This window comes from Streptomyces sp. SCL15-4 (assembly GCF_033366695.1).
Lineage (GTDB): Bacteria > Actinomycetota > Actinomycetes > Streptomycetales > Streptomycetaceae > Streptomyces.
On sequence record NZ_JAOBTQ010000001.1, the window covers coordinates 2,993,633 to 3,015,717 of the forward strand.

General features: G+C 73.4%; 19 protein-coding genes and 2 pseudogenes. 11 read left to right on the forward strand and 10 right to left on the reverse strand.

What is annotated here, in order from left to right; all coding sequences use genetic code 11:
* Positions 1–7: 7 nt before the first annotated feature.
* Positions 8–1,465, forward strand: coding sequence for a penicillin-binding transpeptidase domain-containing protein (locus SCK26_RS12735; protein WP_318205989.1), 1,458 nt, complete (start codon positions 8–10; stop codon positions 1,463–1,465).
* 6 nt (positions 1,466–1,471) lie between these two features.
* Here the strand turns inward: SCK26_RS12735 and SCK26_RS12740 are convergent, their stop codons facing one another.
* Both SCK26_RS12740 and SCK26_RS12745 read right to left on the reverse strand, forming a co-directional pair.
* Positions 1,472–2,326, reverse strand: a complete 855-nt coding sequence (locus SCK26_RS12740; protein WP_318205990.1) for a hypothetical protein — start codon at positions 2,324–2,326, stop codon at positions 1,472–1,474.
* Between the two features lie 81 nt (positions 2,327–2,407).
* Positions 2,408–3,517 carry a ferritin-like domain-containing protein gene (locus SCK26_RS12745; protein ID WP_318201419.1) on the reverse strand — a complete coding sequence of 370 codons (1,110 nt, stop codon included), beginning with the start codon at positions 3,515–3,517 and terminating at the stop codon, positions 2,408–2,410.
* 122 nt (positions 3,518–3,639) lie between these two features.
* Between SCK26_RS12745 and SCK26_RS12750 the strand changes: the two genes are divergently transcribed.
* The 4 genes from SCK26_RS12750 to SCK26_RS12765 all read left to right on the forward strand — a co-directional run bounded on the left by SCK26_RS12750 (position 3,640) and on the right by SCK26_RS12765 (position 6,932).
* Complete coding sequence (locus SCK26_RS12750) at positions 3,640–4,578, forward strand: AurF N-oxygenase family protein (RefSeq protein ID WP_318201420.1); 939 nt, start codon at positions 3,640–3,642, stop codon at positions 4,576–4,578.
* A gap of 101 nt (positions 4,579–4,679) precedes the next feature.
* Positions 4,680–5,345, forward strand: a complete 666-nt coding sequence (locus SCK26_RS12755) for a TetR/AcrR family transcriptional regulator (RefSeq protein WP_318201421.1) — start codon at positions 4,680–4,682, stop codon at positions 5,343–5,345.
* Positions 5,342–5,668, forward strand: a complete 327-nt coding sequence (locus tag SCK26_RS12760; protein ID WP_318201422.1) for a hypothetical protein — start codon at positions 5,342–5,344, stop codon at positions 5,666–5,668. Before SCK26_RS12755 ends, SCK26_RS12760 begins: the two co-directional genes overlap by 4 nt.
* A gap of 112 nt (positions 5,669–5,780) precedes the next feature.
* A complete protein-coding gene (locus SCK26_RS12765) occupies positions 5,781–6,932 on the forward strand; it encodes an NlpC/P60 family protein (RefSeq protein ID WP_318201423.1) in 1,152 nt (383 codons plus the stop codon).
* Here the strand turns inward: SCK26_RS12765 and SCK26_RS12770 are convergent.
* The 6 genes from SCK26_RS12770 to SCK26_RS12795 form a co-directional block, all read right to left on the reverse strand.
* Complete coding sequence (locus tag SCK26_RS12770) at positions 6,929–7,417, reverse strand: hypothetical protein (protein ID WP_318201424.1); 489 nt, start codon at positions 7,415–7,417, stop codon at positions 6,929–6,931. The two genes, SCK26_RS12765 and SCK26_RS12770, sit on opposite strands and share 4 nt — an antisense overlap.
* 99 nt (positions 7,418–7,516) lie before the next feature.
* Complete coding sequence (locus tag SCK26_RS12775) at positions 7,517–8,770, reverse strand: styrene monooxygenase/indole monooxygenase family protein (protein WP_318201425.1); 1,254 nt, start codon at positions 8,768–8,770, stop codon at positions 7,517–7,519.
* Between the two features lie 33 nt (positions 8,771–8,803).
* The gene (locus tag SCK26_RS12780; protein WP_397954055.1) at positions 8,804–9,460 is read right to left on the reverse strand and encodes a GTP-binding protein; all 657 of its coding nucleotides are present in this window, start codon (positions 9,458–9,460) and stop codon (positions 8,804–8,806) included.
* Positions 9,441–9,866 (reverse strand): DUF742 domain-containing protein, encoded by a 426-nt coding sequence (locus SCK26_RS12785; protein WP_318201426.1) that lies wholly within the window; start codon positions 9,864–9,866, stop codon positions 9,441–9,443. The genes SCK26_RS12780 and SCK26_RS12785 overlap by 20 nt, the downstream gene beginning before the upstream one ends.
* Positions 9,863–10,360 carry a roadblock/LC7 domain-containing protein gene (locus SCK26_RS12790; RefSeq protein ID WP_318201427.1) on the reverse strand — a complete coding sequence of 166 codons (498 nt, stop codon included), beginning with the start codon at positions 10,358–10,360 and terminating at the stop codon, positions 9,863–9,865. The genes SCK26_RS12785 and SCK26_RS12790 overlap by 4 nt, the downstream gene beginning before the upstream one ends.
* Positions 10,357–13,095, reverse strand: coding sequence for a nitrate- and nitrite sensing domain-containing protein (locus tag SCK26_RS12795; protein ID WP_318201428.1), 2,739 nt, complete (start codon positions 13,093–13,095; stop codon positions 10,357–10,359). Before SCK26_RS12795 ends, SCK26_RS12790 begins: the two co-directional genes overlap by 4 nt.
* A 372-nt stretch (positions 13,096–13,467) precedes the next feature.
* Here SCK26_RS12795 and SCK26_RS12800 point away from each other — a divergent pair, with 372 nt between their 5' ends.
* Positions 13,468–14,256 (forward strand): protein phosphatase 2C domain-containing protein, encoded by a 789-nt coding sequence (locus tag SCK26_RS12800; protein ID WP_318201429.1) that lies wholly within the window; start codon positions 13,468–13,470, stop codon positions 14,254–14,256.
* Positions 14,257–14,260: 4 nt separating this feature from the next.
* On the opposite strand, the gene SCK26_RS12805 is transcribed toward SCK26_RS12800, so the two are convergent.
* Positions 14,261–14,752 (reverse strand): MarR family winged helix-turn-helix transcriptional regulator, encoded by a 492-nt coding sequence (locus tag SCK26_RS12805; RefSeq protein WP_412080735.1) that lies wholly within the window; start codon positions 14,750–14,752, stop codon positions 14,261–14,263.
* Between the two features lie 240 nt (positions 14,753–14,992).
* Here SCK26_RS12805 and SCK26_RS12810 point away from each other — a divergent pair, with 240 nt between their 5' ends.
* From SCK26_RS12810 to SCK26_RS12825, 4 genes and pseudogenes are all read left to right on the forward strand, one after another.
* Entirely contained in the window at positions 14,993–15,835 is an 843-nt protein-coding gene (locus SCK26_RS12810; protein WP_318201430.1) for a lysozyme, read from the forward strand.
* 185 nt (positions 15,836–16,020) lie between these two features.
* Positions 16,021–16,602: pseudogene (locus tag SCK26_RS12815) on the forward strand (PAS domain-containing protein); the annotation flags it as partial.
* A gap of 263 nt (positions 16,603–16,865) precedes the next feature.
* Positions 16,866–17,159: pseudogene (locus tag SCK26_RS12820) on the forward strand (ATPase); the annotation flags it as partial.
* A gap of 213 nt (positions 17,160–17,372) precedes the next feature.
* Positions 17,373–18,359 carry an ATP-binding SpoIIE family protein phosphatase gene (locus SCK26_RS12825; RefSeq protein ID WP_318205993.1) on the forward strand — a complete coding sequence of 329 codons (987 nt, stop codon included), beginning with the start codon at positions 17,373–17,375 and terminating at the stop codon, positions 18,357–18,359.
* Positions 18,360–18,441: 82 nt separating this feature from the next.
* Here the strand turns inward: SCK26_RS12825 and lon are convergent, their stop codons facing one another.
* Positions 18,442–20,862, reverse strand: a complete 2,421-nt coding sequence (lon, locus tag SCK26_RS12830; protein ID WP_318201431.1) for an endopeptidase La — start codon at positions 20,860–20,862, stop codon at positions 18,442–18,444.
* 476 nt (positions 20,863–21,338) lie between these two features.
* On the opposite strand from lon, the gene SCK26_RS12835 reads away from it, so the two are divergent.
* Entirely contained in the window at positions 21,339–22,016 is a 678-nt protein-coding gene (locus SCK26_RS12835; RefSeq protein ID WP_318201432.1) for a spermidine synthase, read from the forward strand.
* Positions 22,017–22,085: the final 69 nt, after the last annotated feature.

Below are 22,085 nucleotides of genomic sequence, written 5' to 3' on the forward strand. Positions count from 1 at the left end.
GCGGCCGATGGCGCGGTACATCCGGCACGCCTGCGCGTTCTGCGCCCTGCTGCTGGCGGCGCTGCTGGCCAACGCGGCCCGGGTGCAGGTCGTGCAGTCCCGGGAGTACGACGGCAATCCGGCCAACCGGCGCGGCACGATCGCCCGTTACCAGCAGCCGCGCGGGGACATCCTGGTGGACGGCCGGCCGGTCACCGGCTCGGTGGACACCGGCGAGCAGCTGCGGTACGAACGCACTTACGCGGACGGCCCGTTGTACGCGCCGGTCACCGGTTTCTCCTCGCAGAAGTACGGCACCACGTTCCTGGAGCACACCGAGGACGGAGTGCTGTCCGGCACCGATCCGCTGCTCGCGCCGCTGCCGCTGTGGCGCGACGTGACGCGGGGACGTGCCGCCGGCGGTGACGTCGTGACCACCCTCGACCGGCGGGCGCAGGAGGCCGCGTACCGGGGGCTGTCCGGGCGCAAGGGCGCGGTGGCGGCGGTGGAGCCGGCCACGGGCCGGATCCTGGCGCTGGTGACCAGCCCGTCGTACGACCCGGCGGAGCTGTCGGGCAACAACGAGGCGGTGACGGCCGCGTGGGCCCGGCTCAACGACGATCCGGAGAAGCCGATGCTCAACCGGGCGGTGCGGCAGACGTATCCGCCGGGGTCGACGTTCAAGGTGGTCACCGCGGCGGCGGCGCTGGACGCGGGTGTGGTCACGGACCTGGACGAGCGCACCGACTCGCCCGACCCCTACCGGCTGCCCGGCACCACCACGCGGCTGACCAACGAGGGCGACGGCTGTGCGGACGCCTCGGTGCGGGATGCCTTCGAGTGGTCCTGCAACACGGTCTTCGCCAAGCTGGGCGTGGACGTGGGGGTGCGGGACATGGGGGCCATGGCGCAGGCGCTGGGGTTCAACGACTCCGAGGTGCGCATCCCGTTCTCCGTGGCGCCCAGCACCTTCGACACGAGTGTGGACCGGGCGCAGCTCGCGCTGTCCTCGATCGGGCAGTACAACACGCGGGCCACGCCGTTGCAGATGGCGATGGTCGCCGCGGCGGTCGCGGACGGCGGTGTGCTGCGTCCGCCGTACCTGGTGGAGCGGACCACCCGGCACGGCGGCGAGCCCCTGTCCGGGAGCGGGGCGCGGCCGGGCCGGCAGGTGATGCGGCCGGCCACCGCGGCGCGGCTCGCGGAGCTGATGGCCGGGGTGGTCCGGGAGGGCACCGGCACCAACGCGGCCCTGCCCGGCGTGCTGGTCGGCGGCAAGACCGGCACGGCACAGCACGGGGTCGGCAACACGGGGGTGCCGTACGCCTGGTTCGTCTCCTGGGCGAAGTCCGAGGACGCGCCGGAGCCGCAGGTGGCGGTCGCGGTGGTGGTGGAGGACGCGTCGGCGGACCGCGGCGAGATCAGCGGCAACGGCGACGCGGCCCCGATCGCGCGGGAGGTGATGCGGGCCGTGGTCGGCGGGTGAGGCGGGTCAGCCGGCGGGCCGGAGCATCTCGGAGCGGATCCGCAGGGTGGTGCGGGCGGCCTCCTGGAGGTCCACGTCGGCGGGGTCGCGCACGGAGCGGTCGATCTTTCCGGCGACGGCCGCCGTGTTGCCGTCCGCCCAGGCGCAGACGCCGTAGATCAGGGTGACCGTGGCGCTCTTCTGGCGGAGCACCTGGCAGCTGACGGGAGTGGGGGCGCCGGACGGGGTGACGTCCCTGGCGGGCCGCTCCACGGTCACGCCGTCGGCCTCGGCGGCGCCCTTGAGCAGGCCCCGGCGGATCGCGGAGGTGTTCTTGAACCGGCCGTACATGCCGGAGACGAGCAGCATGGCCCGGCCGTCGTCGCCGGGCGGGGCGTAGCGGCCCACGGTGGCGTGGACGTCCTTGGCGTCCCAGGCGCCGTCGGCCTCGTCCTCGATCCCCTTGCCCTCGGTGCCGGAGAGGTCCTCGGCGAGGGTGTACTCGCCGCCGAGCAGGCCGTGCGGCAGGACCAGCTTGTTCCTCGCCGCCGGGAAACCGCTGCCGGCCACCATGCCGAGCACCACGAGACCGGCGACGACGACCGTGACGACTCCGCCCACGATGCCGAGCACCAGACCGACCCGGCGCTTCCTCGGGGGCGGCGCCATGGGCGGCACGCCCCAGCCGGGGTAGGGCTGCTGCGGCGGGTAGGGCTGCCGGCCCGGGTACGGCTGCGGCGGGTACGGCTGCTGCTGGGGATACGGCGCCTGCTGGGGATACGGCGCCTGCTGGGGGTACGGCGAGCCGTACGGGCCGGGGGCGGCCTGCGGGGGCTGCTGGCCGTAGGGCCCCGGGTACGGCGGCGGCTGCGACGGAGGCATGGACACGCCAGCACGCTACTTCACCCCGGTGGCCCGCCCGGCACCGCGTCCCGCGCACCCCGCCGCCTCCCGGGCGGCCGGTCAGTTCTCCGCCGTGCCCGACTCGATCGTCGCCGCCACCTCCGCCACCCGCTCCCGCTCCTCCGCGGCGAAGCGTTCGGCGTCCAGCCGGTCGGCCGACTCCTCGTCCTGGGCCATCAGCTGGTCCAGGTCCGAATCGCCGAGTTCGAAGACGCCCATGTCCAGGTAGGCCTGCTGCAGGCGCCTGCCCCACAGGCCGATGTCCTTGACGCACGGGACGATCCGGCTGAAGAGCAGCCTGCGGAACAGCCGCAGGAACTCGGAGTCCTCGCTGATCTGTGCCGCCTCGGCCTTCGGGATGCCGAAGTTCTCCAGCACCTCCGTCCCGCGCAGCCGGTCGCGCATCAGGTGGCAGCCCTCGATGACGAACTCCTCGCGCTCGCGCAGTTCGGCGTCGGTGAGCTGCCGGTAGTAGTCGCGCAGTGCCATCCGGCCGAAGGCCACGTGCCGGGCCTCGTCCTGCATGACGTAGGTCAGGATCTGCCGCGGCAGCGGCTTGTCCGTGGTGTCCCGGAGCATCCCGAAGGCGGCCAGCGCCAGGCCCTCGATCAGCACCTGCATGCCGAGATAGGGCATGTCCCAGCGGCTGTCGCGCAGGGTGTCGCCGAGCAGCGCCCGCAGGTCGTCGTTGACCGGATAGACCAGGCCCGTCTTCTCGTGCAGGAAGCGGCCGTATATCTCGGCGTGCCGGGCCTCGTCCATGGTCTGGGTCGCGGAGTAGAACTTGGCGTCCAGGTCGGGCGCCGACTCCACGATCCGCGCCGCGCAGATCATCGCGCCCTGCTCGCCGTGCAGGAACTGGCTGAACTGCCAGGAGGCGTAGTGCCGGCGCAGTTCGCCCTTGTCCTTCTCGGAGAGCTTGTCCCAATGGCGGGTGCCGTACAGGGACATGGCCTCCTCGGGCGTGCCGAGGGGGTCGCAGGGGTCCACCTCCAGGTCCCAGTCGATGCGGGTCCGCCCGTCCCACTGCTTGTCCTTGCCCTTCTGGTACAGGGCGAGCAGACGGTCGCGCCCGTCGTCGTACTCCCAGGTGAACCGGGCCGCGCCGGTGGCGGGCACCTGCCAGGGGGAGTCTCCCGGATCGTCGGCGTACAGGTCATGGGTCCGCATACTCCTCAGGCTCACGCCTGGATGCCGCGCCAACAAGTCCTGCGCAAGGGATTGACGACCTTACTGACAAGCAGTCTTATAAGAGCAGGACGACTACCCCCGGGTAACGAGGTGAGGGAGCCATGACGACCCTGACGGAAGCGGACGCGCTGGACGGGCTGCGCGACGCGCTCGGCCTGCTCAAGGACCGGGAACAGGTTGCCGAACGGCTGCTCGCCTCTTCCGCCAAGCACTCCTTCGACCCGGACAAGGAGCTGGACTGGGACGCGCCCTTCGAGGAGGGCAAGTGGTTCTGGCCGCCGGAGCTGGTCTCGCTGTACGACACCCCGATGTGGCGGCGGATGAGCGAGGAACAGCGCATCCTGCTCTCCCAGCACGAGGCGGCGGCGCTGGCCTCGCTCGGCATCTGGTTCGAGCTCATCCTGATGCAGCTGCTGGTCCGGCACATCTACGACAAGGCGGCGACGAGCGCGCACGTGCGGTACGCCCTCACCGAGATCGAGGACGAGTGCCGGCACTCGAAGATGTTCGCGCGCCTGATCTCGCACGGCGACACGCCCTGGTACCCGGTGAGCCGGGCCCACCAGAACCTGGGCCGCCTGTTCAAGACGATCTCGACCACTCCCGGTTCCTTCACCGCCACGCTGCTCGGCGAGGAGGTCCTGGACTGGATGCAGCGGCTGACCTTCCCGGACGAGCGGGTCCAGCCGCTGATCCGGGGCGTCACACGGATCCACGTGGTGGAGGAGGCCCGGCACGTCCGGTACGCCCGTGAGGAGCTGCGGCGCCAGATGGTGACCGCGCCGAGGTGGTCCCAGGAGTTCACCCGGGTCACCTCCGGCGAGTTCGCCCGGGTGTTCTCGGTCGCGTTCGTCAACCCGGAGGTGTACACGAACGTGGGTCTGGACAAGCGGGAGGCGATGGCCCAGGTGAAGGCGAGCGGGCACCGCCGCGAGATCATGCAGACGGGTGCCAAGCGGCTGACCGATTTCCTGGACGACATCGGTGTCCTGCGGGGCGTGGGGCGCCGGCTGTGGAGGTCCTCGGGCCTCCTGGCGTGATCCCGGCGGCCCGCCCGGGGGCGCGGAGCACGGCGCGAGTGCCCCTCGGCCGCCCGCGAGCGCCGCATGGCGGCCCCACCACGGCGGTTAGGCTGACCGCCATGACCCAGTCGGCCACCCCCGCATACCGCCGCCTGAGCGTCGAGGAGCGACGAAGCCAGCTCCTCGACGCCGCGCTCTCGCTCTTCGCGCACCGCGCGCCCGAGGACGTGTCCCTCGATGACGTGGCGGAGGCGGCCGGAGTCTCGCGCCCCCTGGTGTACCGCTACTTCCCGGGCGGCAAGCAGCAGCTCTACGAGGCCGCGCTCGGGTCGGCCGCCGAGCAGCTGAACCAGTGTTTCGACGAGCCCAACGAGACGTCCGCGCTGTCCCGTCTGTCCCGTGTCCTGGACCGCTACCTGGCCTTCGTCGACCAGCACGACACCGGTTTCAGCGCGCTGCTCCAGGGCGGCAGCGTGGTGGAGACCAGGCGCACCACCGCCATCGTGGACGGGGTGCGCCGGTCCGCCGCCGACCACATCTACCAGCACCTGGAGGTCGGCGACCCCGGTGCGCCGCTGCGGATGACCGTGCGCATGTGGATCGCGGCCGTGGAGGCGGCCTCCCTGATCTGGCTGGACAACGACAAACAGCCGCCGCCCGCGGAGCTGAGGGACTGGCTGGTGGAGCAGTTCGTGGCCGTCCTCACGGTCACGGCGGGCCGCGACCCGCAGACGGCGGCGCTCGTCGCCACGCTCTCCGAGGACGGCCGGGTACCGGCCCCGTGAAGAGCCAGGACACCCCCTTCGAGGGCGGTCCCATGGACGGGCGCGTGCTGCCCGTCCTGCTCGGCCCCACCGGACACCCCCCGAAGACCTACCGCATCCCCGTCCCGGACCCGGCCGGCGGCCGCCCCACGGTGCTGGTCTACCGGCGCGTGCCGCGCGGGCACAGCCGGCGGCTCGGGCTGGTCCAGGGCTGGAAGTACCGGTACGACCCGGACGACACCTCCGGCGGACGGCTCAGGTGGCCCTGGTCCAAGCCGGCCGCTCCGCCCGTCTCCCCGCCCGACGCCCCGCCGTCCGGCAAGCCGGGTGACACGAACGAGTGAAAGCGGTGCGCCGAACCGCGCAGGCTTCCCGCATATTGTGTGCCGACACGTCTGATTATCACCGTGCGACGGGAGACGGAGGGACCGCTCTCCCCGCACCGGAGGTGATGACGTGTCAGGAGTGCTTCTGCGTCTGGCCGGTACGGCCGCGGTGGCGGCCCAGGCCGTCCTCGCGCCCGTGTCCGCCGCGGCCGTACCGGACCCACGGCCGTCCGTGTCCGCGCCCGGCGCCCAGCCGGCCCCGGCCGCGCCCGGCGCACAGCCGTCGGTGGCCCGGCTGCTGACGGACCTTCAGCGGCTGTACCGGGAAACCGAGCGGGCCACCGAGACCTACAACGCCACCACGGAGAAGCTGGAGCGGCAGCGCGCCGAGGTGGCCCGGCTGGACGAGGAACTCGCCCGCGCCCGGCTGGCCCTGCGGAGCACGCGGCTGGACGCCGGCCGGCTGGCCCGGCAGCAGTACCAGAGCGGCGGCGGTCTCGGCCCCTACGTCCGCCTCCTGCTCGCGCGCGATCCGCAGCACGCGCTGGACGAGGGACATGTCATCGGGGAGCTGGCGCGCGAACGGGCCCGTACGGTGGCCCGGCTGACCGGCGCGGAGCGGCGCCAGGACGCCCTGGCCCGCGCGGCCCGCAAGGCGCTGGACACCCAGCTCGGCCTGGCCGCCCGGCAGAAGAGACAACGCGACGACGTCCGCACCAGGCTGGCCGGCGTGGAACGCGCACTGGCCGCCCTCACCGCGGACCAGCTCGCGGCCGTGGCCCGGCTGGAGGAACAGCAGGTCGCCGAGGCCCAGCGCGAACTGACCACCGCGGGCGCCCTGCCCGCCGGCGACCGCCCTGCCGCACCGGCGGCCGGCGCCGCCGGTGCCGCCGGTGCCGCCGGTGCCGCCGGTGCCGCCGGTGCCGCCGAGCGCGCGGTCCGCTACGCGCTGGACCAGGTCGGCAAGCCGTACCGGTGGGGCGCGGCGGGTCCCGACGCCTACGACTGCTCGGGGCTGACCTCGCGGGCCTGGGTCCGGGCGGGCGTCGCGGTGCCGCGCACCAGCCAGGAGCAGTGGGCCCGGCTGGCCAGGGTCCCGCTGGACCGGCTGCGCCCGGGAGACCTGGTGGTGTACTTCCCCGAGGCGACCCACGTGGCGATGTACGTGGGGGACGGGAAGGTCGTCCAGGCGCCGAGACCGGGCGGGAAGGTGAAGGTCTCGCCCCTCGCCTCCCATCCGGTGCTCGGCGCGGTCCGGCCGGGTACGGGCCAGCTCGGCTAGTCCTCGCAGAACTGCCTCGCCGCGGCTGCCGAGCCCTTGTCGTACCCCTCCTGCCAGTTCGGGTCCGCGGCGACGCCCTGCCGCTGGTTCTTCTGGCAGTCCGCCTTCATGTCGGCGAAGCCCTCTTTGTAGCCCTGCTTGAACTGGGCGCGGGCGTCATTCTGCTCCGTCTCCTCGACGGTGCCGCACCTCACCTCGGGCCCACCGATCTGCTGCGCGGTGATGGTGCCCTCCGCCTTGCCGACCTGGAGCGACCAGCCGCCGTTCGCGTCCGACCGCACCGTGCCCTCGTTTCCGGCGCCGGACTCCAGGGCGACCTGCTTGTTCGGCCTGAAGTCCTTGCCGGTGACCTGGACGACGTCGGCGGTGCCGGTCTTCGACAGACCGCAGCTCGGCGACGCCGCGCCGGCCGTCCCGGCGGAGAACGTCACCGCTCCCAGCGCCAGGGACGACACCGCCAGTGGTGTCAGGATTGCCAGACGCACCCGTCGACCGTTCATGGGAACTCCTATGGCTTGTCCCCCCTGCACACCTGTCCCAGCGTCCCTCCGCCGGTATCGGGTGTCAAAAGGGGGACGAAACCCTCAGGCTCCCGTGAGCGACCCCAGGTAGGCGGCCGTCTTCTCCGGGTCGTAGAAGAAGTCCTCGAAGTCGGCCGGGTCGTTGAACGCGTTGGCGAAACGGTCCGCCACGGGCTGGAGCGAGCCGGCCGCGCCGATGAGGTTCAGCACGTGCTCCGGCGGCGGCGCCAGCATGGCGTTGGTCCACTTGGTGACGTGCTGCGCGGTGGCCCAGTAGCGGTCGAAGGTGGCCCGCATCCACTCCTCGTCGAAGGGCTTGTCGCCGTGCTCCAGGATCGACGCCAGGTACGCCGCCGCGCACTTGGACGCCGAGTTGGAGCCCTGGCCGGTGATCGGGTCGTTGGCCACGACCACGTCGGCCACGCCCAGCACCAGACCGCCCGAGGGCAGCCGGCCGACGGGGTTGCGCACGGTCGGGGCGTAGCGTCCGGCCAGCGTGCCGCCCGCGTCGGTCAGTTCGGCCTTCGTGGCCCGCGCGTACTCCCAGGGCGTGAACTTCCGCATGAGTTCCAGGGTCAGGGAGAGGTGCTCGGCCGGGTCCTTGACGCCGCGGAAGGCGTCGAGCGGGCCGCCGGGTATGCCCTCCCAGAACAGGATGTCGGCCCGCCCGGACAGGGTCAGGGTCGGCATGACGAACAGTTCGCCGACGCCGGGGACCAGGTTGCAGCGGACCGCGTCGAACTCCGGGTGCTCCGGGCGCGGGCCGAGGCCGTGCACGTACGCCACCGCCAGCGCCCGCTGCGGCTCTGCGTACGGGGAGCGCTCGGGGTCGCGGGCGAACATCGACACCAGCTCGCCCTTGCCGGCCGCGACCAGGACGAGGTCGTAGGTGCGGGAGAAGTAGTCCAGGTCGCCGACGGCCGCGCCGTGGATGACCAGCTGGCCGCCGCGCTGCGCGAAGGTCTCCATCCAGCCGGCCATCTTCACCCGCTGGTCCACCGACTGCGCGAACCCGTCCAGCCTGCCCACCCAGTCGATGGCCCGCTGGGTGGGGCCCGGGTCGTGCGAGCCGGGCGCGGCGACCGAGACGCCGAGTCCCTCGATCTTCGGGGCCTGGGACTCCCAGAAGTTCAGCTGGAGGTCGCGCTCGTGCTGGAGTGCCGTGTGGAACATGCACTGCGTCGACATGACGCGACCGGTGCGGATCTCGTCCGGGGTCCGGTTCGACATCAGGGTGACCTCGTAGCCGTGCGACTGCAGGCCGAGGGCGAGCTGGAGGCCGGACTGGCCGGCTCCTACGACGAGTATCTTCCGCATGGGGTGGTGTCTCCTACAGGGGCTCGGACCGGACTACTCGGGGGTTTCGTCCAGCGCGTGGCCGACGAGGGCCAGGAGGGTCTCGATGACCGAGAACCGCCGTCGCGCGTCCATGATCATGACAGGGATGTGCGCCGGTATCGTCAGCGCCTCCCGGACGTCCTCCGGCTCGAACCGCTCGCTGCCGTCGAAGTGGTTGACCGCGACGACGTACGGCAGCCCGCAGCTCTCGAAGTAGTCCAGCGCGGGGAAACAGTCCTTCAGGCGGCGGGTGTCGGCCATGACGACGGCGCCGATCGCGCCGCGCACCAGGTCGTCCCACATGAACCAGAACCGCTGCTGGCCCGGCGTGCCGAACAGGTAGAGCACCAGGTCGTCGTCGAGCGTGATGCGGCCGAAGTCCATGGCCACGGTGGTGGTGAGCTTGCCCGGCGTGGCCGACAGGTCGTCGGTGCCCTCGCTGGCCTCGGTCATCAGCGCCTCGGTCTGCAAAGGCGTGATCTCCGAGACGGAGGTGACCAGGGTTGTCTTGCCGACGCCGAAGCCGCCCGCCACCACGATCTTCGTCGCGATGGGAGCGCGCGTGCGGTCGGTCTGCCAGGACTTCAGGTCCTCGTCCGGCTCGGCGAAGGAGCCGGCGAGGGACGGGCCCCCGAAGGCGGCGGTGGCGTCAGAGACGGCGGAGTCCACTCAGCACCCTTTCCAGCAGCGCGCGGTCCGGGCGGCCGGTGCCGTGACCGGTTCCGGTGCCGTACACACGGATCTTTCCCTGGTCCGCGAGGTCGCTCAGGAGAACGCGGACCACGCCGAGCGGCATCTTCAGCAGCGCGGCAATCTCGGCCACCGTGCGCATACGGCGGCACAGTTCGACGATGGCCCGCATCTCGGGCATGCCCGGGGTGCCCTGCGAGCCTTGCGTCAGTTCCTTGCGCTCCTCCGGGGCGTCCAGCGCGGCGACGAACGTCTCCACGAGGAGGACGTGGCCGAAGCGGGTACGGCCGCCGGTGAGCGAGTAGGGGCGGACGCGGGCGGGTTTGCGGTCGCCGCCGCGTACCGGGAGCCGCTGCTTGCCGGGCTCGTTCGCGGGGCCGCTCACCGGGTGCTCCCCGTCGACTCGGACTCCATGGATTTCCGCAGCTCGCTGCGGAGTTCGGGCGTCAGGACATGCCCGGCACGGCCCACGAACAGCGCCATGTGGTATGCCACGACGCTCATGTCGCACTCGGCGCTGCCGTGCACGCCGAGCAGCGAGCCGTCGCTGATCGACATCACGAACAGGCTGCCTTCGTCCATCGCGATCATGGTGTGCTTGACCCCGCCGAACTCCAGCAGCCGGGCGGCGCCCACGGTGAGGCTGCCGATGCCGGAGACGATGGTGGCGAGGTCGGCGGAGGACCCGCGCGGGCCCTTCGCCGGGCGGGCCGCACGGGACTGCTCCGTGTGGGCCGGGTCGGACGACAGCAGCAGCAGTCCGTCCGAGGAGACCACGGCGACGGACTGGATGCCGGGTACTTCCTCGACCAGGTTGGTCAGCAGCCAGTGCAGGTTACGGGCTTCACTGCTCAGTCCGTAGGTTGTGGGCGCGGTCAACTGCTTGCCTCCTCGGCTGTGCCCCCCGTGGCTTCTTCGGCGTGTGCGTAACTGGTCGGCCGCCGGTGGCCGGCCGTCTTCTCGGCGATCTCCGCCTCCACGTCTCGGTAGCCGGCCGCGGCGCCGTTGCGGAAGCCGCCGAGCCTGCGGCGCAGGGCCTCGGCGTCGACGCGGGTGCCTCGCTGGCGGGACGGGGCGGCGGGGGCGGTGATCTTGGGTGTGCGCTTGGGGAGACCCTTGCTGGTGAGCCGCTCCGGCTCGTCGGCCTCGCCGTCGGCCTCCGGGGTGGCGTCCGCACCGCCCGTTGCGTCGTCGGCTGCGGCCGGTCCCGCCGGGGTGTCCCGGTCGTCGGCGGCCGGGGCCTTCGCCGGTTCCGCCGGCTCCTCCTGGGGTGCCGGCAGGAGGAGTTCCATCGTGGTCTCGGCCGGGGTCTCCGCCGGCTTGGGACGGGTCTCCGCGGGGCCGGCGGGAGGGGTGGCCTGTTCGTGGGTGTCCCGTACGGCCTGTTCGGCCAGGGCCACCAGCGGGTCCTTGGTACGGGCCCGCAGGACGTTGGAGTTGGCCTCCGCGTCGGCGCCGGGGAGGGTGAAGGTGCCCGTGGTGCTGGAGGACGCGGTCGTCGGCGGGAGCGTCGTCGCCGGGGCCTCGGCGAGGAGCTGGGCCGGCAGGACCACGACCGCCGCCGTGCCGCCCTGCTTCTGCTCGCGCAGCTGGACCCGCGCGCCGTGGCGGTGGGCGAGGCGCGCGACGACGTACAGGCCGAGGCCGAGGCCGTCGGCGTCCTCCTGGTCGTAGAGGGACCGGGGGTCGAAGTCGGTGAGGCGGGCGTTGAGGCGGGCCAGCCGCTCCTTGGCCACGCCGATGCCCTCGTCCTGGACCGAGAGCATGACCTCGCCCGACTCCAGGAGCCAGCCGGAGACCTCCACCGGCAGGTCCGGCGGGGAGAACGAGGTGGCGTTCTCCATCAGTTCGGCCAGCAGGTGGGAGAGGTCGTCGGCGGCGAATCCGGCCACGTGGGCGTGCGGGGGCAGGGCGGCGATGCGGACGCGTTCGTAGCGCTCGATCTCGCTGACCGCCGCCCGGACCACGTCGACCAGCGGCACCGGGCCGGGGTGCTGCTGGACGTGCTCGGTGCCGGCGAGGACCAGCAGGTTCTCGCTGTGCCGGCGCATGACCGTGGCGAAGTGGTCCAGCTTGAACAGGGTGGACAGGCGCTCGGGGTCCTGCTCCCGCTCCTCCAGGCCCTCGATGACCGCGAGCTGGCGCTCGACCAGGCCCAGGGTGCGCAGGGCCAGGTTGACGAAGGTGGAGCCGATGCTGGTGCGCAGCCGCTCCAGCTGGGCGGCGGACTCGGCGAGTTCGGCGCGCAGTTCCTCGCGGGCGTCGGCCATCTTCTGGCGCTGGCCCACCAGGTGCTTGCGGTCGGTCTCCAGGGTGGCCACCCGCTCGTGCAGGGCGGCGGCGTGCGCGTGCAGCGCGTTGACCGAGCGCACCACCTGGGCGAACTCGTCGTTGCGGCCGGTGAAGGCGATCGGGTCCTGGGCCGCGGGGTCCTCGGCCTCGGCCAGGCGGGCCGAGCCGCGGCGCAGCACCGACAGCGGGCGGGTCAGACTGCGGGCCATGGCGGTGGCGATGCCGACCGCGACCAGCAGCAGCACGCCGAGGACGGCGACGCGGATCTCCAGGGCGGTGACGTCGTCGTCCCGGAGCTTCTCCAGGTCCTTGGTGCGGTGGTCGTAGAGCGCGGACTCGGCGCCGCGCATCAGGTCGACGCGGGCGGACAGGGCCGCGTCCAGCTTCTTGGCGCCGACGGTCGGCTCGATGTCGGCGAGGGACGGCTGGTCGGTGAGCGTGGCCAGGTACTTCTCGGCCGAGTTGACCTCGGCTCCGGTGACCGTGGAGTCGTAGGAGTCGACGGCCGCCTCGGGGGCGGTCGCGCGGAAGCCGGCGAGGGCCGCGTCGGCGCGCAGCCCGGCCTGCCGGGCGGCGGCGGTGAGCGCGTCGCGCTGCTTGCGCTCCGCGTCGCTGCCGGTGGCGGAGGTGGTGGGCAGGCCGGTGACGGGGTCGATGACCGTGCGTTCGTGGGAGGGGACGTTCAGCGCGGCCAGCAGCAGGCCGCGGGCGGCGGCGGACTGCTGGACGGCCGAGTCCAGTTCGGCGAGGGCGTGGGCGCCGGAGCCGGCCCGCGGGGGCATCCGCTCGGCCAGCCGCTCGGCGAGGCGGTGCAGTTCGGTGATCGCCGCCGAGTAGGCCTGATGGGTCCGGAGGGCGTCGGTGCGGCCGGTGAGGGCGGCCCGGCGGGCCTTGTCGACGCCGTCGAGCGCGGTGCGCAGGCGGCCCGGGAGGTCGGGGTCGGCCCGCAGTTCCCCGGCCTGCCGGTCCACGCGGGCACTGCGGTCCTCGGTGGGCGCCTTGGACCTGGGGCGGCCGGCCGCGACGTAGGAGGTGACCTCGTCGCGTTCGTCGGCGAGGGAGTGGGCGAGGGTGAGCGCGTCCTGGGTGCGGGTGGCGAGCGTCACCAGTTCCTGGCTGTCGCCGACGTCCCGCGAGGCGGTGAGCAGCGCGGGCGCGCCGGCTCCGGCCACGGCGGCGGCCACCACGGCGACGGCGACGATCAGCCGGCTGCGCACATGGGTGGGGCGGCCGGTGCCCACGGGGGTCTGCGGGACGGTCCCCGCGGGGGCCGGCTGACTGCCTGTGCGCCGAGGCCGCTTCTTCTGCACCGGTGCTCGCATTCCTGAACTCGTCTACCCAGGGGCCCGGGTGGTACCCCGTCATCTCGGGGCCAAGTGGTGCGTACACCCGGTTCGTATGGTTCCCGACCCTCCCAGCGCCGGTGGGCAGGGGCCGCGCATCACCTGACCCGCCACCCGAAGGAGTGAACATCGGAGGGGAGTTGGCGGGCAAGTTCCTCCGGCGTGTGCCCGGCTCGTGCGCGGCGGGCCGGTTGGACGCGCGCGGCAGGCTTTGGCAGTATTCGCCACCACGTCTTCCCGGAGTAGATCATTCCTGCCCAAACCAGGCGCCTGACCTGCGGGGTCATGGGAATTACCCGGGACTTGGCGGTGTTCGGCGCACCGTGTGAAGGGGTCGTGCAGACTGACCGGGTGCGCACTGATCTCGTTTCGGAACCCGGCGACGCGACCCGACCCAACGAGGACTTCGCCGGTGTCGGACTACCCGCCTCCGGACAGGGAGGTTGCGTGGTCGTCCTGGACGGAGTGACGTCGCCGAGCGGTGGGACGGGCTGTCTGCACTCCGTGCCCTGGTTCACCGCGCGACTGGGCGGGGCGCTGACCGAACTGACCGTTTCCGGCCGAGATCTGACGCTGCCGGAGATTCTCGCGCGGGCGATCCGGCGCACCGCCGACGCCCACGCGGACACCTGTGACCTTTCTCACCCGCGAACGCCCCAGGCAACCGTCGCCCTGGCCCGCTGGTCGGCCGCCGAGGTCGAGTACCTGGTGCTGTGCGACTCGGCGCTGCTGCTGCGGGGGTCCGACGGGGCGGTGACCGCGGTGCTGGACGACCGGCTCGCCCGGCTGCCGCGCTCCGCGCTGGCCTCGGACGCCGTGGTCGACGCGCACGTGCGCAACAAGGAGGGCGGCTTCTTCACGGCCGCCGCCGACCCGGCCGTGGCCGCCCGCGCGGTCACCGGTGTGCTGCCCCGGGACGCGGTGCGGGCGCTGGCCGCGCTGACGGACGGCGCGACCCGCTGGACGGAGACGTTCGGCGAGGGTGACTGGACGGCGCTGTTCGATGTGGTCGCCGAGGAGGGTGCCCGGTCGCTGGTCGAGCGGGTACGGGAGCTGGAGGCGGCGGACCGGGAGGAGCGGGTGTTCCTGGGGCGGGGCAAGACGCACGACGACGCGACGGTGGTGTACGCGGAGCTGTGAGCCGCTATTTCGCCATGACGTCGTTCAGCCCGTGCAGCAGCCGGGCCAGCTCGGCGACCTCGCGGCGGTCCCAGTGGGCGAGCTGGCGGACGTAGCGGGCGCGGCGGGCCTCGCGGACGGTGCCGACGCGGCGGCTGCCCTCCTCGGTGAGGGTGACCAGCCAGGCGCGGCCGTCGGCCGGGTCGGGTTCGCGGGCGATCAGGCCGAGTTCCTCCAGGGCGCGCAGCTGCCGGGACATGGTGGCCTTGCCGACGCCGATGTAGGCGGCGAGTTCGGTGGCGCGCTGGCCGCCCAGTTCGTCCAGCCGGATGAGCAGGCCGTAGGCGGAGGACTCCAGGTCGGGGTGGACCTCGCGGGCCATCTCGGCCTGGTTGGCCCGGGCGCGCCGCAGCAGCACGGTCAACTCGCGTTCCAGCGCCAGGAATTCCTGGTCTGCACCACTGGGCGTCATCTGGCTGGCGGCGTGAAGTCCCCCGCTGTTTCTGTCCTCGTGCACGTCAGCACCCCTGATCGGTTTCGCGTTCCTGAAAGTTTCTGTCACACGTCGTCGTTGCCGCAGCTCGGTCAGTATTTCGCAGGCGTAGACCAACGGCGTCGTCCGGACCCTCTTCCACGCCGTCATCTACGTGCGTAGCTTCTTTACCACGGCCTTACTGGCATGCCCACGTCCAGTGGCCCGGCGGTCACCCCCCACGATCCCCACCTCCCTCCCCACTCCCCATCCCGGAGGCGCGCCATGACCGTGCTCAGACCCGGTCCCACCCGTCGTATCCGCCCGCTCCGCCCGCGCCCCGCGGCCGTCCTCGTCACGGCCCTGCTCGCGGCGCTCTCCCTCACGCTGCCCCTCACCTCCGCCCGGGCCGCGGACGCGCCCGGCCGCGGCTCCGCCTACATGGGCATCGGCGTCCTCGCCCACGACGGCCGGGACGGCACCCCCAGCACCGGCGACGCCACCCAGACCGAGGGCGTGGACGTCTCGGCGTACCAGGGCAACGTCGCCTGGTCCACGCTGTGGGGCAGCGGGGTGCGCTGGGCGTACACGAAGGCGACGGAAGGCACGTACTACACGAACCCGTACTTCGCCCAGCAGTACAACGGCTCCTACAACGTGGGCATGATCCGCGGCGCCTACCACTTCGCCACCCCGGACACCACCAGCGGCGCCACCCAGGCCAACTACTTCGTCGACCACGGCGGCGGCTGGTCGGGTGACGGCAAGACCCTGCCCGGCGCCCTCGACATCGAGTGGAACCCGTACGGCGCCGCCTGCTACGGCAAGACCGCGAGCCAGATGGTCGGCTGGATCGCCGACTTCATCAACACCTACAAGGCGCGCACCGGGCGGTACGCCGTGATCTACACGGCCACCAGCTGGTGGACCCAGTGCACCGGCAACTACGGCGGCTTCGCGACGAACAACCCGCTGTGGATCGCCCGCTACGCCACCGACCCGGGGACGCTGCCGGCCGGGTGGTCGTTCTACACGATGTGGCAGTACACCTCCTCCGGCCCGACCGTCGGCGACCACGACAAGTTCAACGGCGCCCTGGACCGGGTGCAGGCACTGGCCAACGGCTGAGGCGGCGGCCGGCCACGGGCCGGACGCGAGCGGGGGCGGCTCCGGCGCACACCCGTGCGCGTCCGGCGCGTACGGGCGGCGGCCGCGGGCCGTCCTCCCCCGCCGCCGCCCTGCGTTGGTGCTCCGCCCCGTCCGGGATCATGCTGGTCAGGAGAGCCTGCCGAGCAAGGGCGAGATGAGCGGCGATGGAGCGACAGTCGACGTACACGGCCACGGCCACCATCGATGAGCGGGGCATCCTGACCGGCTGGAGCGACGGCGCGCGGCGGCTGCTCGGCTACGACTCCCCGGCGGTGATCGGCCGGCCCGCCGCCGCGCTGCTCGCCACCGACCCGGCCGCGGCCCGCCGGACGCTGGCCGGCCAGGGCCGCTGGCACGGCACCGTCCCGCTGCGTCACCAGGACGGCCGGCGCCTGGAACTGGACGTGCTCGCCCACCGCCGGACCTCCGGCACCGGGCGCACCGACTGGCTCGTGGTGAGCGCGGTGACGGACCGGCCGCAGCCGCCCCGCGGCGACCCCCTGGAGGAGTGGACCTTCCTCCAGTCCCCCTTTCCGCTGGCCGTCTTCGGCCCCGACCTGCGCCTGCTGCGGGCCAACCGCCGGCTGGAGGACGCCCTCGCCCTGCCCGAGGCCGCGATGCGCGGGCTGCGCCTGGCCCACATCGTGCCCGGCACCGCGAGCGAGGAGGCGGAGCGGTCCATGCGGGCCGCGCTGGAGTCCGGGCGGCCGCAGGAGGCGCGCGGCCGGCTCGGCCCGGACCTCGCCCGGACCCTCGCCCTGACCCCGCTGAAGGACGCCGACGGCCGGGTCCGGGCCGTCTGCCTGTCCCTGCCGCCGCCGGACCCCGGCGCCGCCGGCCCGCGGCGCCCGGCGGGCGAGGCCGACGGCCGCGCCGCGACGACGGCGGACCAGGTCCTCGCCGCCCAGGAACTCGGCAAGGCCACCGTCCCCCGGCTGGCCGACGCCATGACGGTCGACCTGCTGGACCCGCCGCGCTCCGGCCCGGCGGCCCGCCGCCTGGCCAGGTCGTGCTGCGCCGGGCCGCCCTGCGCGCGGACCCGGGCGGCGGGCCCGCCCGGGGCACCTGCGTCGGCGAGGCGGTCGTCTGCCCGGCCGGCTCGCCGCCCGCCCGGTGCCTGGCGACGGCCCGCCCGCTGCTGTACGACACGGCCGAACCGGGCATCGCCGAATGGGCGGCGCTGGACCCTTGCGCCGGGTGGCTGCGCGCGTCCGGGACGCGGTTTCTGCTGGCCGTGCCGCTGCTCACCGGGGACGGCCCGCTCGGTGTGGCCCTGTTCGGCCGCACTCCCGGGCGGGAGCCCTTCGGTCCGCAGGACGTGCGGCTCGCCGAGGAGTTCGCCGCCAAGGCCGCCGCCTGCATCGAGCAGGCCCGCGCCGAGGCCCCGCCCCGCGCTCCGGCACCCCTGCCGCACGGCCTGCCGCCGCACCCACCACCCGGCCAGGCCGCCCTGGAGATCGCCACCCGCTGGCTGCCGGCCGCGACCGGGACCGGTCCGGGCGGCGACTGGTTCGACGTGATCCCGCTGTCGGGGGCGCGGGTGGCGCTCGTCGCGGGGGACGTGGTGGGCCACGGCATCCGCGTCTCCGCCACCGTGGGCCGGCTGCGCACGGCGGTACGCACCCTGGCCGACGTGGACCTGCCGCCCGACGAGCTGCTCACCCACCTGGACGACCTGGTGCTGCGGCTGGCCGCCGACGAGGGCAGCGCGGACCCGGCCGCCGAGAGTGCCGGCGGCATCGGCACCACCTGCCTGTACGCCGTCTACGACCCCGTCTCGCGCCGGTGCGGCGCGGCCCGGGCCGGGCATCCGCCGCCCGCCGTGGTGACCCCGGACGGCACCGTCCGCTTCCTCGACGTGCCCGCCGGACCGCCGCTGGGCATGGGCGGTCCGCCCTTCGAGACGGTCGAGACGGAACTGCCCGAGGGCAGCCTCCTCGCGCTCTGCACGAACGGGCCGTCCGGGGCCGGCGACCACGCCCTCGGCCGGGCGCTGGAAAGGGTGCCCGAGGAGCCCGCGTCCTCGCTGGACTCGGTGTGCGACCGGGTCCTCACCGAGCTGCTCGGCCACCGCCCCGAGGACGACACCGCCCTGCTGATGGCCCGCACCCGGGCCCTGCACGGGGACCGGGTGGCCTGCTGGGAACTGGACAACGAGCCGACCGTCGTCTCCCGGGTCCGCCGGTACGTGGACGAGCAGCTGTCCGCCTGGGACCTGGAGGAGGCCACGTTCACCACCGAGCTGATCGCCAGCGAGCTGGTCACCAACGCCCTGCGCTACGGCCGCCCGCCCATCCGGCTGCGGCTGCTCCGCCCGGGCACCGGCCTGATCTGCGAGGTGTACGACGCCGGCGGCAGCACGCCGCACATGCGCCGGGCCCGGATCTTCGACGAGGGCGGCCGGGGCCTGCTGCTGGTCGCCCAGCTCGCCGAGCGCTGGGGCACCCGGCACGAGCGGACCGGCAAGACGGTGTGGGCGGAGCAGTCCCTGACCGCGCTCTGAGCGGGACCCCGTACCCGGGCGCGGCCGGGGCCCGGACTCCTTCACGGAAAATCCCGGGCCCCGGCCCTTCCCGCGGCGTCCGTCACGCCGCCACGGGAACCGCCGGCTCCGCGCCGTTCACGGCCGGCGCGAGCGCCAGTTCCAGGACCTGGCGGACGTCGGTGACGGTGTGGACGTCGAGCTTGTCCAGCACCTCGGCCGGGACGTCGTCCAGGTCGGCCTCGTTGCGCTTGGGAATGATCACGGTGGTCACCCCGGCGCGGTGGGCGGCGAGCAGCTTCTGCTTCACTCCGCCGATGGGCAGCACGCGGCCGGTCAGCGAGACCTCGCCGGTCATGGCGACGTCGGTGCGGACCAGGCGGCCGGAGAGCAGCGAGGCGAGGGCCGTGGTCATCGTGATGCCCGCGCTCGGTCCGTCCTTGGGCACCGCGCCCGCCGGGAAGTGGATGTGCACGCCGCGGTCCTTCAGGCCGGCCACCGGCAGCTCCAGCTCGGCGCCGTGGCTGCGCAGGAAGCTCAGCGCGATCTGCGCCGACTCCTTCATCACGTCGCCCAGCTGGCCGGTGAGGGTCAGGCCCGCCGCGCCCGTCTCCGGGTCGGCCAGGGACGCCTCCACGTAGAGCACGTCGCCGCCGGCGCCGGTGACCGCGAGACCGGTCGCCACACCGGGCACGGCCGTACGGCGCTCGGCCGGGTCCTGCGCGGACTCGGGCACGTGGTGCGGCCGGCCGATCAGGTCGCGCAGATCGCCGTCGGTGACGGTGAACGGCAGCTCCCGCTCGCCCAGTTCGTGCTGGGCGGCGACCTTGCGGAGCAGGCGCGCGATCGAGCGCTCCAGGGTGCGGACGCCCGCCTCGCGGGTGTACTCCCCGGCGAGCTTGCGCAGCGCGCTCTCCTCCAGGGTGACCTCGTCCCGGTCCAGGCCGGCCCGCTCCAGTTGGCGCGGGAGCAGGTGGTCACGGGCGATGACGACCTTCTCGTCCTCCGTGTAGCCGTCCAGGCGGACGATCTCCATGCGGTCGGCGAGCGCCTCCGGGATGGCCTCCAGGACGTTGGCGGTGGCGAGGAAGACCACGTCGGAGAGGTCGAGTTCGACCTCCAGGTAGTGGTCGCGGAAGGTGTGGTTCTGCGCCGGGTCGAGGACTTCGAGCAGGGCGGCGGCCGGGTCGCCCCGGAAGTCGGAGCCGACCTTGTCGATCTCGTCCAGCAGGACCACCGGGTTCATCGACCCGGCCTCCTTGACCGCGCGCACGATCCGGCCGGGCAGCGCGCCGACGTACGTACGGCGGTGGCCGCGGATCTCGGCCTCGTCGCGGACGCCGCCGAGGGCGACCCGGACGAACTTGCGGCCCATGGCGTGCGCCACGGACTCCCCCAGGCTGGTCTTGCCGACGCCGGGCGGCCCCACCAGAGCGAGCACGGCGCCTCCGCGCCGCCCGCCGATGACGCCGAGGCCCCGGTCGGTGCGCCGCTTGCGCACGGCCAGGTACTCGGTGATGCGCTCCTTGACGTCCTCCAGGCCCGCGTGCTCGGCGTCCAGCACGGCCTTGGCGCCCCGGATGTCGTACGCGTCCTCGGTCCGCTCGTTCCACGGCATCTCCAGGACGGTGTCCAGCCAGGTGCGGATCCAGGAACCCTCGGGCGACTGGTCGGAGGCGCGCTCCAGCTTGTCGACCTCCTTCAGGGCGGCCTCGCGGACCTTTTCCGGCAGGTCGGCGGCCTCCACGCGGGCGCGGTAGTCGTCGGACTCCTCGCCCTCCTGCTCGCCGTTCAGCTCGCGCAGTTCCTTGCGGACGGCCTCCAGCTGACGGCGCAGCAGGAACTCGCGCTGCTGCTTGTCGACGCCTTCCTGGACGTCCTTGGCGATGGTCTCGGCCACCTCCTGCTCGGCGAGGTGGTCGCGCAGTTGCTGGGTGGCGAGGCGGAGGCGGGCCACCGGGTCGGCGGTCTCCAGCAGTTCGACCTTCTGGTCGGTGGTCAGGAAGGGCGAGTAGCCGGAGTTGTCGGCGAGCGCGGACACGTCGTCGATGGCCTGGACGCGGTCCACGACCTGCCAGGCGCCGCGCTTGCGCAGCCAGCTGGTGGCGAGCGCCTTGTACTCCTTGACCAGTTCGGCGACCTGGCCGGGCAGCGGCTCCGGGACGCTCTCCTCGACGCGGGCGCCCTCCACCCAGAGCGCGGCGCCCGGCCCGGTGGTGCCGGCGCCGATGCGGACCCGGCTGCGGCCGCGGATCAGGGCCCCGGGGTCACCGTCGGCCAGCCGGCCGACCTGCTCGACCGTGCCGAGGACGCCGGTCCTGGCGTACGTGCCGTCGATGCGCGGCACCAGCAGCACCTTGGGCTTTCCGGGTTCGGAACGGGCGGCGGCCTGCGCGGCCTCCACTGCGGCCCGTACCTCGGCGTCGCTCAGGTCCAGCGGAACCACCATCCCGGGCAGCACGACCTCGTCGTCGAGCGGCAGCACGGGCAGGGTCAGCGTGAACGCCGGTGACTCAGCAGCCATGATTTCCCCTTAGGCAGTCAACTTGAGCTATGCCGACTCAATGTTCTGGCGCCGCCGATTGTTCCCACGGGCTTGTTCGCTGTGAGCGATCGGATACGGCCAACGGGATGGCGGCCCGCGGCGGTTCGGACCCGGACCCCCGGACCCCGGCGGCGAAGACGGCCACGATCGGGCGGCACCCGGCCAGGCGGACGGCGGCGGTCCGCGCCCCGCCGAGGCGCCGCTCCGGCGCCGCCGGCGCCGGCGGGAACGGCGGCGCGTACGGCGGAGAGGGACCCGCCGCGGCGCGCGCCGCCGGCACCGGCGCGCGCACCGGACGGGCCACGCCCGCGCCGGAGTCCTCGGCGCCGCGCGCGGCGGTTCACGGCGCCGTTCCACCCGCCGGGCACCCGTGCGCCCCGCCCCGGGACCACTCGTCCGTGGCGTACCGCGCAATTCCCGTGACCGTCCGGCCCTGTTCGAGCAGGATGGAGGACATGACTGCCGTGTACGACACTCCCGTGGTCCTGGATCGACGCGAAGGCCCGTACGGCGAGGTGGTCCTGCGCAGGCACGGGGCGCGCCTGCAGATCATCGCCAACGGCTGCTTCCTGATGGACACCTCCGACGGCCGCTCGGAACGCCTGCTGGTCGACGCCGCGCGGGACGCGCTGGACGGGCGCCCCGCGCCGGCGGTGCTGATCGGCGGGCTGGGCGTGGGCTTCTCGCTCGCACACGCCGCGGCCGACCCGGGGTGGGGGCGGATCACCGTCGTGGAGCGGGAGCCCGCCGTCATCGGCTGGCACCGGGACGGCCCGCTGGCCGAGATCTCCGCCGGCGCGCTCGCCGACCCGCGCACCGCGATCGTGCGAGCGGATCTGGTGACCTACGTCAATGAGACATCCGACACGTTCGACGCGCTGTGTCTCGACATCGACAACGGCCCCGGCTGGACCGTCACCGAGGACAACGAAAGCCTCTATTCGCCGGCCGGACTCGCGGCCTGCACAAGGGTGTTGAGGCCCGGCGGAGTACTCGCCGTATGGTCCGCCGAACCCTCTCCGGAATTTGAAGGAACCTTGCGGAATGCCGGGTTCCAGCAGGTGCGTACCGAAGAGGTGCCCGTTGCCCGGGGCGTTCCCGACGCCGTCCACCTCGCCGTCCGACCTGGATAGCGACAGCGCGGTGAGTCCCCGTAATGTGCTGCCCTGACGCGGATCATGCAAGCGTCGAACGCAGACATG